Here is a 16,205-nt window from a genome sequence, read left to right as displayed (position 1 = left end):
AAGAACATGACTATTAAATGTAAAGTGAAGTCTATCGAGCCTTTGGCTTGCAATACTTACCAAATCCTACTTCACCCAGAAACACCGGTCGCTTTTAAAGCGGGCCAATATCTGATGGTTGAAATGGGCGAGAAAGATAAGCGTCCATTTTCGATTGCAAGCAGCCCTTGTCGCCATGAAGGCGAGCTTGAGTTACACATTGGTGCAGCTGAGCACAATGCTTACGCTTCAGAAGTCGTTGAGGCAATGAAGAAAGCGCAAGCTGAAGGTGGCGATATAGCTATTGATGCTCCGCACGGTGATGCGTGGGTTAAAGAAGAAAGCGATCGTCCTCTGTTACTCATTGCTGGTGGTACTGGCTTTAGCTACGTGCGCTCTATTCTCGATCACTGCATCGCGCAGAACAGTAAAAAAGAGATTCATCTATACTGGGGCGCAAAAGATGAGTGTCAGCTGTATGCGAAAGAAGAGCTTGTCGACATTGCAGCAAAACACAGCAATGTACATTTTGTACCAGTAGTAGAAGAAGCGCCTGAAGTTTGGCACGGTCAAACGGGTAATGTACTTGAAGCAATCACGCAAAGTTTCGAATCATTAGCTGATTTCGATATCTACATTGCGGGTCGTTTCGAAATGGCAGGTGCCGCAAGAGACTTGTTTACTCAGAATAAAGAAGCAAAGCGTGACCATATGTACGCAGATGCTTACGCATTTATCTAAGAATTCTTTTGGATTTTGAGCGAAAAGAGAGCAGAAATGTTCTCTTTTTTCTGTTTAGGTGAACTATTAGGCAGTTAACCCCTATTTATTCATTTTTTATGAAAAAGTAGTTGCTAAGCTGAGTGGGTTCCCTATAATGCGACACCACTGAGACGGCAGACGCCACAAGGCTTCAGCAACAATCAGTCAGACGGAAAGCGACAAAAATTAATTTTCAAAAAGTGTTTGACACTGAATGTTAATTCGCTAGAATGGCCGTCCACTTAGAGAGCCTCCTTACTTAAAAGGAACGCTCAACAAGTGAAGCTCTTTAACAATTTAAACCTATCAATCTGTGTGGGCACTCGTTGATGAATATCAAAACGTTTTATCGTTAGATAAAACAGATTCTTCGGAATCAAAATTGATTTCAATGAACTGAGTGACCAATACGTTTAACGACTTTCTCTTGTAGAAAGAAATTATTCGGCACAGTCAATTCATTACCATTCTGTTGGAATGGTAATAGCTTTAAAATTACATAGTAGTTTTGAAGTCAGTATTCGTTGAGTCACAAAATCTTAAATTGAAGAGTTTGATCATGGCTCAGATTGAACGCTGGCGGCAGGCCTAACACATGCAAGTCGAGCGGAAACGACACTAACAATCCTTCGGGTGCGTTAATGGGCGTCGAGCGGCGGACGGGTGAGTAATGCCTAGGAAATTGCCTTGATGTGGGGGATAACCATTGGAAACGATGGCTAATACCGCATAATGCCTACGGGCCAAAGAGGGGGACCTTCGGGCCTCTCGCGTCAAGATATGCCTAGGTGGGATTAGCTAGTTGGTGAGGTAATGGCTCACCAAGGCGACGATCCCTAGCTGGTCTGAGAGGATGATCAGCCACACTGGAACTGAGACACGGTCCAGACTCCTACGGGAGGCAGCAGTGGGGAATATTGCACAATGGGCGAAAGCCTGATGCAGCCATGCCGCGTGTATGAAGAAGGCCTTCGGGTTGTAAAGTACTTTCAGTTGTGAGGAAGGGTGTGTAGTTAATAGCTGCGCATCTTGACGTTAGCAACAGAAGAAGCACCGGCTAACTCCGTGCCAGCAGCCGCGGTAATACGGAGGGTGCGAGCGTTAATCGGAATTACTGGGCGTAAAGCGCATGCAGGTGGTTCATTAAGTCAGATGTGAAAGCCCGGGGCTCAACCTCGGAACTGCATTTGAAACTGGTGAACTAGAGTGCTGTAGAGGGGGGTAGAATTTCAGGTGTAGCGGTGAAATGCGTAGAGATCTGAAGGAATACCAGTGGCGAAGGCGGCCCCCTGGACAGACACTGACACTCAGATGCGAAAGCGTGGGGAGCAAACAGGATTAGATACCCTGGTAGTCCACGCCGTAAACGATGTCTACTTGGAGGTTGTGGCCTTGAGCCGTGGCTTTCGGAGCTAACGCGTTAAGTAGACCGCCTGGGGAGTACGGTCGCAAGATTAAAACTCAAATGAATTGACGGGGGCCCGCACAAGCGGTGGAGCATGTGGTTTAATTCGATGCAACGCGAAGAACCTTACCTACTCTTGACATCCAGAGAAGCCAGCGGAGACGCAGGTGTGCCTTCGGGAGCTCTGAGACAGGTGCTGCATGGCTGTCGTCAGCTCGTGTTGTGAAATGTTGGGTTAAGTCCCGCAACGAGCGCAACCCTTATCCTTGTTTGCCAGCGAGTAATGTCGGGAACTCCAGGGAGACTGCCGGTGATAAACCGGAGGAAGGTGGGGACGACGTCAAGTCATCATGGCCCTTACGAGTAGGGCTACACACGTGCTACAATGGCGCATACAGAGGGCAGCAAGCTAGCGATAGTGAGCGAATCCCAAAAAGTGCGTCGTAGTCCGGATTGGAGTCTGCAACTCGACTCCATGAAGTCGGAATCGCTAGTAATCGTGAATCAGAATGTCACGGTGAATACGTTCCCGGGCCTTGTACACACCGCCCGTCACACCATGGGAGTGGGCTGCAAAAGAAGTGGGTAGTTTAACCTTTCGGGGAGGACGCTCACCACTTTGTGGTTCATGACTGGGGTGAAGTCGTAACAAGGTAGCCCTAGGGGAACCTGGGGCTGGATCACCTCCTTATACGAAGATAGTCACGATGAGTGTCCACACAGATTGATGGTTTAGATTTAGTTAAAGCCAGAGCTTTAATTAATAACGTAAGTTATTGATTAAAGCTTTTTGCTTTATGCTCTTTAACAATTTGGAAAGCTGACTGATTGATTACTTACGAGTAATTCAATCAAATTTAAAAGTTCTCAATGTTTATCTATCATTAGATAAACACAACAAACACATTCAAGTGTCTTGTATTCGAATCAATGTTTACATTGATTCACAATTGAGTCCGGCAAACAGTCATCAAGAATTAACCCTTCTTGGTGACAACCAAAAACCTTGGTTAGTTGCCATACGCTTATTTGTCTTCACTTTTTTAAAGTGAAAGTAAATAGAAACCCTTTCGGGTTGTATGGTTAAGTGACTAAGCGTACACGGTGGATGCCTTGGCAGTCAGAGGCGATGAAAGGCGTAATAACTTGCGATAAGCCCAGATTAGGTAGTAATAACCTTTTGAGTCTGGGATTCCTGAATGGGGAAACCCACTTACATAAGTAAGTATCCTGTTGTGAATACATAGCAACAGGAGGCAAACCGGGGGAACTGAAACATCTAAGTACCCCGAGGAAGAGAAATCAACCGAGATTCCGAAAGTAGCGGCGAGCGAAATTGGATTAGCCCTTAAGCTTTTAATGAGACAGATGAAGGCTCTGGAAAGTGCCGCAATAAAGGGTGATAGCCCCGTAATCGACATCTCATAATCAGTGAAAACGAGTAAGGCGGGACACGTGATATCCTGTCTGAATATGGGGGGACCATCCTCCAAGGCTAAATACTACTGACTGACCGATAGTGAACCAGTACCGTGAGGGAAAGGCGAAAAGAACCCCTGTGAGGGGAGTGAAATAGAACCTGAAACCGTGTACGTACAAGCAGTAGGAGCACCTTCGTGGTGTGACTGCGTACCTTTTGTATAATGGGTCAGCGACTTAATTTTAGTAGCAAGGTTAACCGTTTAGGGGAGCCGTAGGGAAACCGAGTCTTAACTGGGCGTACAGTTGCTAGGATTAGACCCGAAACCAGGTGATCTAGCCATGGGCAGGTTGAAGGTTGAGTAACATCAACTGGAGGACCGAACCGACTAATGTTGAAAAATTAGCGGATGACTTGTGGCTAGGGGTGAAAGGCCAATCAAACCTGGAGATAGCTGGTTCTCCCCGAAAGCTATTTAGGTAGCGCCTCGGACGAATACTACTGGGGGTAGAGCACTGTTAAGGCTAGGGGGTCATCCCGACTTACCAACCCTTTGCAAACTCCGAATACCAGTAAGTACTATCCGGGAGACACACGGCGGGTGCTAACGTCCGTCGTGGAGAGGGAAACAACCCAGACCGCCAGCTAAGGTCCCAAAGTATAGCTAAGTGGGAAACGATGTGGGAAGGCTCAGACAGCCAGGATGTTGGCTTAGAAGCAGCCATCATTTAAAGAAAGCGTAATAGCTCACTGGTCGAGTCGGCCTGCGCGGAAGATGTAACGGGGCTAAGCTATACACCGAAGCTGCGGCTACGTACCTTAGGGTATGTGGGGTAGGGGAGCGTTCTGTAAGCCGTTGAAGGTGGTCTGTAAGGGCTGCTGGAGGTATCAGAAGTGCGAATGCTGACATGAGTAACGATAAAGGGAGTGAAAAACTCCCTCGCCGGAAGACCAAGGGTTCCTGTCCAACGTTAATCGGGGCAGGGTAAGTCGACTCCTAAGGCGAGGCCGAAAGGCGTAGTCGATGGGAAACGGGTTAATATTCCCGTACTTCTTACAATTGCGATGGGGGGACGGAGAAGGCTAGGTGGGCCTGGCGACGGTTGTCCAGGTTCAAGTACGTAGGCGGGTGGTTTAGGTAAATCCGGACCGCTACTAACGCTGAGATACGATGTCGAGCTACTACGGTAGTGAAGTCATTGATGCCATGCTTCCAGGAAAAGCCTCTAAGCTTCAGATTGTAAGGAATCGTACCCCAAACCGACACAGGTGGTCGGGTAGAGAATACCAAGGCGCTTGAGAGAACTCGGGTGAAGGAACTAGGCAAAATGGTACCGTAACTTCGGGAGAAGGTACGCTCTTATCAGTGAAGTCCCTTGCGGATGGAGCAGACGAGAGTCGCAGATACCAGGTGGCTGCAACTGTTTATTAAAAACACAGCACTGTGCAAAATCGTAAGATGACGTATACGGTGTGACGCCTGCCCGGTGCCGGAAGGTTAATTGATGGGGTTAGACTTCGGTCGAAGCTCTTGATCGAAGCCCCGGTAAACGGCGGCCGTAACTATAACGGTCCTAAGGTAGCGAAATTCCTTGTCGGGTAAGTTCCGACCTGCACGAATGGCGTAATGATGGCCACGCTGTCTCCACCCGAGACTCAGTGAAATTGAAATCGCTGTGAAGATGCAGTGTACCCGCGGCTAGACGGAAAGACCCCGTGAACCTTTACTACAGCTTGGCACTGAACATTGAACCTACATGTGTAGGATAGGTGGGAGACTATGAAACCGCGTCGCTAGATGTGGTGGAGTCGTCCTTGAAATACCACCCTTGTAGTTTTGATGTTCTAACGTTGGTCCCTGAATCGGGATTACGGACAGTGCCTGGTGGGTAGTTTGACTGGGGCGGTCTCCTCCCAAAGAGTAACGGAGGAGCACGAAGGTGGGCTAAACACGGTTGGACATCGTGTGGTTAGTGCAATGGCATAAGCCCGCTTGACTGCGAGAATGACAATTCGAGCAGGTGCGAAAGCAGGTCATAGTGATCCGGTGGTTCTGAATGGAAGGGCCATCGCTCAACGGATAAAAGGTACTCCGGGGATAACAGGCTGATACCGCCCAAGAGTTCATATCGACGGCGGTGTTTGGCACCTCGATGTCGGCTCATCACATCCTGGGGCTGAAGTCGGTCCCAAGGGTATGGCTGTTCGCCATTTAAAGTGGTACGCGAGCTGGGTTTAGAACGTCGTGAGACAGTTCGGTCCCTATCTGCCGTGGGCGTTGGAAAATTGAAAGGGGCTGCTCCTAGTACGAGAGGACCGGAGTGGACGAACCTCTGGTGTTCGGGTTGTCATGCCAATGGCATTGCCCGGTAGCTAAGTTCGGAATCGATAACCGCTGAAAGCATCTAAGCGGGAAGCGAGCCTTGAGATGAGTTTTCCCTGACGCTATAAGCGTCCTAAAGGGTTGTCGTAGACTACGACGTTGATAGGCAGGGTGTGTAAGTGCTGCGAGGCATTGAGCTAACCTGTACTAATTGCCCGTGAGGCTTAACCATACAACACCCAAGGGGTTTTGTGGACTCAAAGAAATACCAAACGCTTGAATGAGTTTGAAAGAGACTTTTAAATCAGTTTTCCGAATTTTAAAATTTGCTTGGCGACCATAGCATTGTGGACCCACCTGATTCCATGCCGAACTCAGAAGTGAAACACAATAGCGCCGATGGTAGTGTGGGGTTTCCCCATGTGAGAGTAGGACATCGCCAGGCTTTAATTTCGACTTTGTCTATTAAGTAGACAAGTCACCATAGAGTTCTAAGTTTTCTTAGTATTTTATGTTGACTTTCAAAGTAGAAAGCGTAATATACGCGTCCTGCTTAAGTGCTAAGGCACTGAAAGCGTTCTCTTTTTAGAGAACAAGCTCTTTAACAATTTAAACCTATCAATCTGTGTGGGCACTCGTTGATGAATATCAAAACGTTATTACTTAGGTAATGACAGTTACTTCGGTAACAAACTTGATTTCAATGAACTGAGTGACCAATACAAAATTAAGTTTACTTAATTTTGGCACAGTCAATTCATTACCATTCTGTTGGAATGGTAATAGCTTTAAAATTACACTCTTTATTTATAAAGAATAGTTTTGAAGTCAGTATTCGTTGAGTCACAAAATCTTAAATTGAAGAGTTTGATCATGGCTCAGATTGAACGCTGGCGGCAGGCCTAACACATGCAAGTCGAGCGGAAACGACACTAACAATCCTTCGGGTGCGTTAATGGGCGTCGAGCGGCGGACGGGTGAGTAATGCCTAGGAAATTGCCTTGATGTGGGGGATAACCATTGGAAACGATGGCTAATACCGCATAATGCCTACGGGCCAAAGAGGGGGACCTTCGGGCCTCTCGCGTCAAGATATGCCTAGGTGGGATTAGCTAGTTGGTGAGGTAATGGCTCACCAAGGCGACGATCCCTAGCTGGTCTGAGAGGATGATCAGCCACACTGGAACTGAGACACGGTCCAGACTCCTACGGGAGGCAGCAGTGGGGAATATTGCACAATGGGCGAAAGCCTGATGCAGCCATGCCGCGTGTATGAAGAAGGCCTTCGGGTTGTAAAGTACTTTCAGTTGTGAGGAAGGGTGTGTAGTTAATAGCTGCGCATCTTGACGTTAGCAACAGAAGAAGCACCGGCTAACTCCGTGCCAGCAGCCGCGGTAATACGGAGGGTGCGAGCGTTAATCGGAATTACTGGGCGTAAAGCGCATGCAGGTGGTTCATTAAGTCAGATGTGAAAGCCCGGGGCTCAACCTCGGAACTGCATTTGAAACTGGTGAACTAGAGTACTGTAGAGGGGGGTAGAATTTCAGGTGTAGCGGTGAAATGCGTAGAGATCTGAAGGAATACCAGTGGCGAAGGCGGCCCCCTGGACAGATACTGACACTCAGATGCGAAAGCGTGGGGAGCAAACAGGATTAGATACCCTGGTAGTCCACGCCGTAAACGATGTCTACTTGGAGGTTGTGGCCTTGAGCCGTGGCTTTCGGAGCTAACGCGTTAAGTAGACCGCCTGGGGAGTACGGTCGCAAGATTAAAACTCAAATGAATTGACGGGGGCCCGCACAAGCGGTGGAGCATGTGGTTTAATTCGATGCAACGCGAAGAACCTTACCTACTCTTGACATCCAGAGAAGCCAGCGGAGACGCAGGTGTGCCTTCGGGAGCTCTGAGACAGGTGCTGCATGGCTGTCGTCAGCTCGTGTTGTGAAATGTTGGGTTAAGTCCCGCAACGAGCGCAACCCTTATCCTTGTTTGCCAGCGAGTAATGTCGGGAACTCCAGGGAGACTGCCGGTGATAAACCGGAGGAAGGTGGGGACGACGTCAAGTCATCATGGCCCTTACGAGTAGGGCTACACACGTGCTACAATGGCGCATACAGAGGGCAGCAAGCTAGCGATAGTGAGCGAATCCCAAAAAGTGCGTCGTAGTCCGGATTGGAGTCTGCAACTCGACTCCATGAAGTCGGAATCGCTAGTAATCGTGAATCAGAATGTCACGGTGAATACGTTCCCGGGCCTTGTACACACCGCCCGTCACACCATGGGAGTGGGCTGCAAAAGAAGTGGGTAGTTTAACCTTTCGGGGAGGACGCTCACCACTTTGTGGTTCATGACTGGGGTGAAGTCGTAACAAGGTAGCCCTAGGGGAACCTGGGGCTGGATCACCTCCTTATACGAAGATACCACGATGAGTGTCCACACAGATTGATTAGGTTTAGAAAGTAAAAGAGACGATATTGGGTCTGTAGCTCAGCTGGTTAGAGCGCTCGCCTGATAAGCGGGAGGTCGGTGGTTCGAGTCCACTCAGACCCACCAATATCGACTAGATACAAAGATGGGGCTATAGCTCAGCTGGGAGAGCGCCTGCCTTGCACGCAGGAGGTCTGCGGTTCGATCCCGCATAGCTCCACCATCTTTAAGTGTTTTTATCTGAAAATATTTAAAAATGGTTTCGAAAGAAATCTAGCTCTTTAACAATTTGGAAAGCTGACTGATTTGATTACTTACGAGTAATTCAAATCAAATTTAAAAGTTCTCAATGTTTATCTTTCATTAGATAAACACAACAAACACATTCAAGTGTCTTGTATTCGAATCAATGTTTACATTGATTCACAATTGAGTCCGGCAAACAGTCATCAAGAATTAACCCTTCTTGGTGACAACCAAAAACCTTGGTTAGTTGCCATACGCTTATTTGTCTTCACTTTTTTAAAGTGAAAGTAAATAGAAACCCTTTCGGGTTGTATGGTTAAGTGACTAAGCGTACACGGTGGATGCCTTGGCAGTCAGAGGCGATGAAAGGCGTAGTAACTTGCGATAAGCCCAGATTAGGTAGTAATAACCTTTTGAGTCTGGGATTCCTGAATGGGGAAACCCACTTACATAAGTAAGTATCCTGTTGTGAATACATAGCAGTAGGAGGCAAACCGGGGGAACTGAAACATCTAAGTACCCCGAGGAAGAGAAATCAACCGAGATTCCGAAAGTAGCGGCGAGCGAAATTGGATTAGCCCTTAAGCTTTTAATGAGACAGATGAAGGCTCTGGAAAGTGCCGCAGTAAAGGGTGATAGCCCCGTAATCGACATCTCATAATCAGTGAAAACGAGTAAGGCGGGACACGTGATATCCTGTCTGAATATGGGGGGACCATCCTCCAAGGCTAAATACTACTGACTGACCGATAGTGAACCAGTACCGTGAGGGAAAGGCGAAAAGAACCCCTGTGAGGGGAGTGAAATAGAACCTGAAACCGTGTACGTACAAGCAGTAGGAGCACCTTCGTGGTGTGACTGCGTACCTTTTGTATAATGGGTCAGCGACTTAATTTTAGTAGCAAGGTTAACCGTTTAGGGGAGCCGTAGGGAAACCGAGTCTTAACTGGGCGTACAGTTGCTAGGATTAGACCCGAAACCAGGTGATCTAGCCATGGGCAGGTTGAAGGTTGAGTAACATCAACTGGAGGACCGAACCGACTAATGTTGAAAAATTAGCGGATGACTTGTGGCTAGGGGTGAAAGGCCAATCAAACCTGGAGATAGCTGGTTCTCCCCGAAAGCTATTTAGGTAGCGCCTCGGACGAATACTACTGGGGGTAGAGCACTGTTAAGGCTAGGGGGTCATCCCGACTTACCAACCCTTTGCAAACTCCGAATACCAGTAAGTACTATCCGGGAGACACACGGCGGGTGCTAACGTCCGTCGTGGAGAGGGAAACAACCCAGACCGCCAGCTAAGGTCCCAAAGTATAGCTAAGTGGGAAACGATGTGGGAAGGCTCAGACAGCCAGGATGTTGGCTTAGAAGCAGCCATCATTTAAAGAAAGCGTAATAGCTCACTGGTCGAGTCGGCCTGCGCGGAAGATGTAACGGGGCTAAGCTATACACCGAAGCTGCGGCTACGTACCTTAGGGTATGTGGGGTAGGGGAGCGTTCTGTAAGCCGTTGAAGGTGGTCTGTAAGGGCTGCTGGAGGTATCAGAAGTGCGAATGCTGACATGAGTAACGATAAAGGGAGTGAAAAACTCCCTCGCCGGAAGACCAAGGGTTCCTGTCCAACGTTAATCGGGGCAGGGTAAGTCGACTCCTAAGGCGAGGCCGAAAGGCGTAGTCGATGGGAAACGGGTTAATATTCCCGTACTTCTTACAATTGCGATGGGGGGACGGAGAAGGCTAGGTGGGCCTGGCGACGGTTGTCCAGGTTCAAGTACGTAGGCGGGTGGTTTAGGTAAATCCGGACCGCTACTAACGCTGAGATACGATGTCGAGCTACTACGGTAGTGAAGTCATTGATGCCATGCTTCCAGGAAAAGCCTCTAAGCTTCAGATTGTAAGGAATCGTACCCCAAACCGACACAGGTGGTCGGGTAGAGAATACCAAGGCGCTTGAGAGAACTCGGGTGAAGGAACTAGGCAAAATGGTACCGTAACTTCGGGAGAAGGTACGCTCTTATCAGTGAAGTCCCTTGCGGATGGAGCAGACGAGAGTCGCAGATACCAGGTGGCTGCAACTGTTTATTAAAAACACAGCACTGTGCAAAATCGTAAGATGACGTATACGGTGTGACGCCTGCCCGGTGCCGGAAGGTTAATTGATGGGGTTAGACTTCGGTCGAAGCTCTTGATCGAAGCCCCGGTAAACGGCGGCCGTAACTATAACGGTCCTAAGGTAGCGAAATTCCTTGTCGGGTAAGTTCCGACCTGCACGAATGGCGTAATGATGGCCACGCTGTCTCCACCCGAGACTCAGTGAAATTGAAATCGCTGTGAAGATGCAGTGTACCCGCGGCTAGACGGAAAGACCCCGTGAACCTTTACTACAGCTTGGCACTGAACATTGAACCTACATGTGTAGGATAGGTGGGAGACTATGAAATTGCGTCGCTAGATGTGATGGAGTCGTCCTTGAAATACCACCCTTGTAGTTTTGATGTTCTAACGTTGGTCCCTGAATCGGGATTACGGACAGTGCCTGGTGGGTAGTTTGACTGGGGCGGTCTCCTCCCAAAGAGTAACGGAGGAGCACGAAGGTGGGCTAAACACGGTTGGACATCGTGTGGTTAGTGCAATGGCATAAGCCCGCTTGACTGCGAGAATGACAATTCGAGCAGGTGCGAAAGCAGGTCATAGTGATCCGGTGGTTCTGAATGGAAGGGCCATCGCTCAACGGATAAAAGGTACTCCGGGGATAACAGGCTGATACCGCCCAAGAGTTCATATCGACGGCGGTGTTTGGCACCTCGATGTCGGCTCATCACATCCTGGGGCTGAAGTCGGTCCCAAGGGTATGGCTGTTCGCCATTTAAAGTGGTACGCGAGCTGGGTTTAGAACGTCGTGAGACAGTTCGGTCCCTATCTGCCGTGGGCGTTGGAAAATTGAAAGGGGCTGCTCCTAGTACGAGAGGACCGGAGTGGACGAACCTCTGGTGTTCGGGTTGTCATGCCAATGGCATTGCCCGGTAGCTAAGTTCGGAATCGATAACCGCTGAAAGCATCTAAGCGGGAAGCGAGCCTTGAGATGAGTTTTCCCTGGCACTATAAGTGTCCTAAAGGGTTGTCGTAGACTACGACGTTGATAGGCAGGGTGTGTAAGTGCTGCGAGGCATTGAGCTAACCTGTACTAATTGCCCGTGAGGCTTAACCATACAACACCCAAGGGGTTTTGTGGACTCAGAAGTACCAGACCTTGAATGCGTTTGAAGAGAAATAACTTTTAGATAAGCTTTCCGAATTTTAAAATTTGCTTGGCGACCATAGCATTGTGGACCCACCTGATTCCATGCCGAACTCAGAAGTGAAACACAATAGCGCCGATGGTAGTGTGGGGTTTCCCCATGTGAGAGTAGGACATCGCCAGGCTTTAAATTAAATCTTTAGGTTGACCGACCTGGAGATATGGACGCTCACTTAGTGAGTTGACCACTGCGGAGTGGTAGTTCAGTTGGTTAGAATACCGGCCTGTCACGCCGGGGGTCGCGGGTTCGAGTCCCGTCCACTCCGCCACTTATTAAAAAAGCCCTGCTAGAAATAGCAGGGCTTTTTTACATCTCAAGAAAAGTGTTTTGCCCTTCGGCCGAAGAGCCCCACAAAGGGTTTGCTTGAAGTCCGCAACCCCGGCCATTGCGCTACTTATTAGAAAGCCTAGTCTGACGACTAGGCTTTCGTCGTTTCTGGGGTATGTGTTTTAACTCTTGGCTTTGGCTTCCGTAAAAGGTTGTTTTGGCTAGTAATCGTTGAATCGACGATTGATTAGAAAGCTGTGCTAAGCAATAGCCGGGCTTTGCGATCTAACATGACAAATTGATTTTAATTAATAAGTTAGCAGGAGTTTTCTCAGTAGCTGTGGCTTCTTAATTACTTCTGTTGAGTGATGATTAAGCCGCGCTTTAAACTTCGGAGTTTTGCTGTGTCCCAGAATTGATTTCGTCTAGAGTCTGAAACTCGGCTGCTATACATTCACTTCTTCAATCTTAAACCAAGCTATCTGATCGTTATTCCTTCAAAAATCTATATAAAGGTTGTCAGTCAGCTCAAATGGATTCTAAACAGCTTGTTTTATAGTTTGCTAAAACTACATACGGATAGATCTAACGTATCCCTCAGTGTTTTTTAGGAAACCTTGCGGGGGATTTCATGAAGATTTAACCTCATGACTTAAAATCAGTACTTATAAAGCATTAATAGCATTTGAAAACCCATGATCAAGATGTGTGACTTATGGATTGTTCCAAACTAGGTAGGTCTTATTAAAAATGGACGATGCTTCGGTCAGCAATAAGCTGGGTGTGGAGAATGGATTTGGATTGAACACTTTTACCATCGTCCCTAGTGTTTGCTTATTCGTACTGAGCAAGTTACTTAAGGTAAACAGTAGATACAAAAAAGCCGACGCTAGGCATCGGCTTCATGTTAGTTGTATCAGTTTAAGCTGGTTGAACGAGAGCGAGTGCCTTACGAGATACTTCGTGCGCTGCCTTCGTTAAGTTTTGCTTTTCTAGTGCATCAGATAGGTATCCGTAATCTGATACGTTTGAGCGAAGTGCTAGTGCTTTCTCGAAGTGGGTTTGTGCTTCTGCCCACTTCTGTTCTCTTAAGTAGAACTGAGCCAATGCGCTGTGTGCTTCGGCATTGCCACCATCTTTACTGATGGCGCGCTCTAGCATCACAACGACTGGGTGGTGATCGGCAAGGTTAAGCTCTGGAAGCAACATGTAGAGCTCATTTGAACCACTCTTCGCAATGTTCTCTTTGATCACAGTGAAGGCTTCTGAGTCAGCTTTACGAGCGATCAGTTGCTTCACAAAGCAGGAAACAAGGTGAGAGCTTTGTTTCTGCTTTCTTGAAAGCTTGTTCCAATGGCTAATTAAACCTTCGCTACCTTGCTGTTGCGCGACATCATGAAGTAAACCACATTGTGCTTTCTGTTCTAATTCGCGCTGCTCATCAGCTGTTAGAAGTTTGTTCTTTACTAACTTCGGCGTTAATTCTAGCAATGGCTGCCATAACTTAAGTTGCATATAGGTGGCTTTTAACAGGCTAAGTACAGCAGTGTTATTAGGGTATGTGCCTTTTAGGGTAGAAAGTGTATCGAATGCGGCTTCGTAGTTTGACTCACTGATCTGTTGTTTTGCTTTAGTTAGCTCTACCGCCAGTAGGGAGTCGTCCTGTTGGCTAGCAAGCTTGATGTACTTATCACGCTCACGTGTATTACCTTGTTCGTGCGCCGCTTGAGAAGCGACTAAATAACAAAGTAGAGGCATGTCGTGATGGTTAGCCCAACGAGTTACCTTCTTCTCAGCGTTTTTCCAGTCACCTTCAAGCAGCTTGATGATGCCTTCGTTGGTATAACGACGAGAACGTTTCAGTTTACGAACACTGAACCAGTTCCAAGTTGTCGAGCTTGCGTACATAAGCTTTTTAAACAAGTACTCTAAGCCGAACAGAGCAGCTAGAAGAGCAATAACAAAGATAACCAGTGTTGTCACGCTCATCTCAATGGTCTTATTCGCAATTGAGATCAGAACGTAGCCTTGTTGACCAGAGAACTGAGTACCAACAATTAACCCAGCACCGAGAACGAGAAAAAGAAAAATCCAACGAATCATTATTTTTCCTCCGTGGTCATAACGGTGACTTCACGTCGTAGGCGCTCACGTATTACATCTGATAACTCATTCTGAGACTCAAGCTTTACAGGGTATTTCACAGAGATGTTCTGTTCACTTAACTGTTTAATCGCTTTCTCAAATTCAATCACTGAGTTGTTATCTTGGTTTAGGTACGCTTTCGACCACTCGCTAGCGGTATTAAGAGCTACACTATAGAGTTCACCTTGCTCTTTGTAGACGGCGCGAATCGCGGTCTCTAATTTACCTTTGATGTTTTCACGCAGGTAGAAGTGTTGCTCAGGAGATAGTAGAGGGATAACTTCGCCATCACGACTGCGGAATGTGATGAAGTTTTCTGAGAAGTCTTTCATCGACGTCATCAGGTTATTTTGCCAATCATTAATATCTTGCGATACTGCTTTTTTCTCAACAACTGCGGCTTCTGGAAGAATAGCATTGGCAAGCGGCAGCGAATCGACTTGCTGCTGAAGACTTGTGATGCGTAGAACTAAGCCATCACGGTCGATCAGAGGAATAGTGCGAAGCTTGGTAATGTCATTGGTCATTGATTGACGCAGTGACACTAAGCTAGGGTCGTTCAGTGCTGCGATACGTTGATCGGCACTTACCATTAACTTAGTTGCGCTAACGGCATCATGCTCTAGAAACAGTTTACGTCCTGCTAGTTTCACAAGGTAATCGGCTTCGGCAAGTAACCAGTCATTTGGACGGCGACCTTTAACGTCAGCAACCGCTAGCTGTAGGCTTTGAATGCTCTTCTGTTGCTGAGATTGCACGACTTGAGTTTTCTCCACCGCATGTGATGCTTCTTGGATAGTCTCTTGCTTGATGGTTTGTAGGTCTTTATTTACTGCAGATTGAGTATTTTGCAGTTGTGCTTGAAGAGCTGCGATCTGAGCTGAGTACTCAGCGCTCTTTTGCTGCATTTGAAACGCGATGCCGCCACTGAAAATAATAGAAATAGCGATCGCAATAGCGCCTAGTTTGACACCGCGCTTACCTTGCTTTTCTGCTTTCTCGATTTGCTCTTTATGCTCAGCTTGAGGCTGTTCACTTTGAACCGTATTTGACGCAGAGGCATCAAGTTTTCTTTCAGGCTGTTTTGTCTCTGTAGATTCAGCTTTTTCGTTTTCAACAACTACTGGCTGAGTGTCTTGTTTTTTTTCAGGTTCAATATGCTCATTATTTTTTTTGCTTGTCATGCTTATTTCCTGTTTCTAGCTAGGGCCGGAGAGCAGCCAGTAATATTTGGTTCGTAGCACTGTGAGTATTGGTTACGTTCGAGAAACCGAGTTGTTGTGCTCGTTCTACTATGCGCTGGCTTGGGACAAATAGTTGTCTCGTTGAAAGCCAAGCCAAATACTCATCAGGGGTAATTGAGCAGAGATACTCCAATTGTTCCTGACTAGTGATGACAACTTTGGACGTTTTTTTGTTTATCCATGTTTGATAGATATTGTGATCGTTAATGGGAATATATTCTCTACGGTAGGTCTCACAATAAGAGACTTGTGCACCTCGATTGAGTAAAGAATCTCGAATGAGCTCACGCCCACCATTTCCACGCAGTATCAAAATGGATTTATTATCTACGCCATTAAGTTCAGTAAGTTTGAGAAGATGTTCACTATCACTCACTTGGGGATAGTTTACTTTTTGTTTACTAACTTTGCTTAAAACGTGCGCAGTTTTTTGACCAACGCCAAGATAAAGCGGCGAAGTTGGCCAAATAGATGAAGTTTTCGAAAGGATGCTTTGGGCAGCGGTCACAGCGTGGTGACTGACTGCAATAATGATATCGCTGTTATTAAGCTGGGTGCTTAAATCCGATGAGTGTGGATTATCAACGATACGAATAAGCGGATGATGGATTGCTTGAATCCCTTCATCCGCTAGTTGTTGGCAAAGCGATTGTCCCTCTGAGCCGGGACGTGTCACCAACACTGTCATG

Annotated in this window: 4 protein-coding genes, 3 tRNA genes and 6 rRNA genes; 10 read left to right on the top strand and 3 right to left on the bottom strand. The window is 47.3% G+C overall.

Annotation, left to right across the window (positions count from 1 at the left end):
- Positions 1–6 precede the first annotated feature (6 nt).
- The 10 genes from fre to AC3CH3_RS14960 all read left to right on the top strand — a co-directional run bounded on the left by fre (position 7) and on the right by AC3CH3_RS14960 (position 12,128).
- Positions 7–720 carry an NAD(P)H-flavin reductase gene (gene fre, locus AC3CH3_RS15005; RefSeq protein ID WP_146454387.1) on the top strand — a complete coding sequence of 238 codons (714 nt, stop codon included), beginning with the start codon at positions 7–9 and terminating at the stop codon, positions 718–720.
- Positions 721–1,282: 562 nt separating this feature from the next.
- Positions 1,283–2,837 (top strand): 16S ribosomal RNA (locus tag AC3CH3_RS15000).
- A 390-nt stretch (positions 2,838–3,227) separates the two neighbouring features.
- Positions 3,228–6,121 (top strand): 23S ribosomal RNA (locus AC3CH3_RS14995).
- Between the two features lie 97 nt (positions 6,122–6,218).
- Positions 6,219–6,334 (top strand): 5S ribosomal RNA (gene rrf, locus AC3CH3_RS14990).
- A gap of 410 nt (positions 6,335–6,744) precedes the next feature.
- A 16S ribosomal RNA gene (locus tag AC3CH3_RS14985) occupies positions 6,745–8,299 on the top strand.
- A 66-nt stretch (positions 8,300–8,365) separates the two neighbouring features.
- A tRNA-Ile gene (locus AC3CH3_RS14980) sits at positions 8,366–8,442 on the top strand.
- Positions 8,443–8,463: 21 nt separating this feature from the next.
- Positions 8,464–8,539: transfer RNA gene (locus AC3CH3_RS14975), tRNA-Ala, on the top strand.
- 337 nt (positions 8,540–8,876) lie between these two features.
- Positions 8,877–11,770: ribosomal RNA gene (locus tag AC3CH3_RS14970) — 23S ribosomal RNA — on the top strand.
- 98 nt (positions 11,771–11,868) lie between these two features.
- Positions 11,869–11,984: ribosomal RNA gene (gene rrf / locus AC3CH3_RS14965) — 5S ribosomal RNA — on the top strand.
- Together the 16S, 23S and 5S rRNA genes with 3 tRNA genes alongside form the textbook arrangement of a ribosomal RNA operon.
- A 67-nt stretch (positions 11,985–12,051) precedes the next feature.
- Positions 12,052–12,128, top strand: a tRNA-Asp gene (locus tag AC3CH3_RS14960).
- 920 nt (positions 12,129–13,048) lie between these two features.
- On the opposite strand, the gene AC3CH3_RS14955 is transcribed toward AC3CH3_RS14960, so the two are convergent.
- The 3 genes from AC3CH3_RS14955 to AC3CH3_RS14945 are packed head-to-tail and all read right to left on the bottom strand — an operon-like array spanning position 13,049 to position 16,204.
- A complete protein-coding gene (locus tag AC3CH3_RS14955; protein WP_488537409.1) occupies positions 13,049–14,230 on the bottom strand; it encodes a heme biosynthesis HemY N-terminal domain-containing protein in 1,182 nt (393 codons plus the stop codon).
- Positions 14,230–15,456 (bottom strand): uroporphyrinogen-III C-methyltransferase, encoded by a 1,227-nt coding sequence (locus AC3CH3_RS14950; RefSeq protein ID WP_488537408.1) that lies wholly within the window; start codon positions 15,454–15,456, stop codon positions 14,230–14,232. Before AC3CH3_RS14950 ends, AC3CH3_RS14955 begins: the two co-directional genes overlap by 1 nt.
- Positions 15,457–15,475: 19 nt before the next feature.
- Positions 15,476–16,204, bottom strand: a complete 729-nt coding sequence (locus AC3CH3_RS14945; protein WP_054548359.1) for a uroporphyrinogen-III synthase — start codon at positions 16,202–16,204, stop codon at positions 15,476–15,478.
- Position 16,205 lies beyond the last annotated feature (1 nt).

The organism is Vibrio sp. QJM3NY_35 (assembly GCF_057785915.1).
This window is presented reverse-complemented; position numbering and strand designations above follow the sequence as displayed.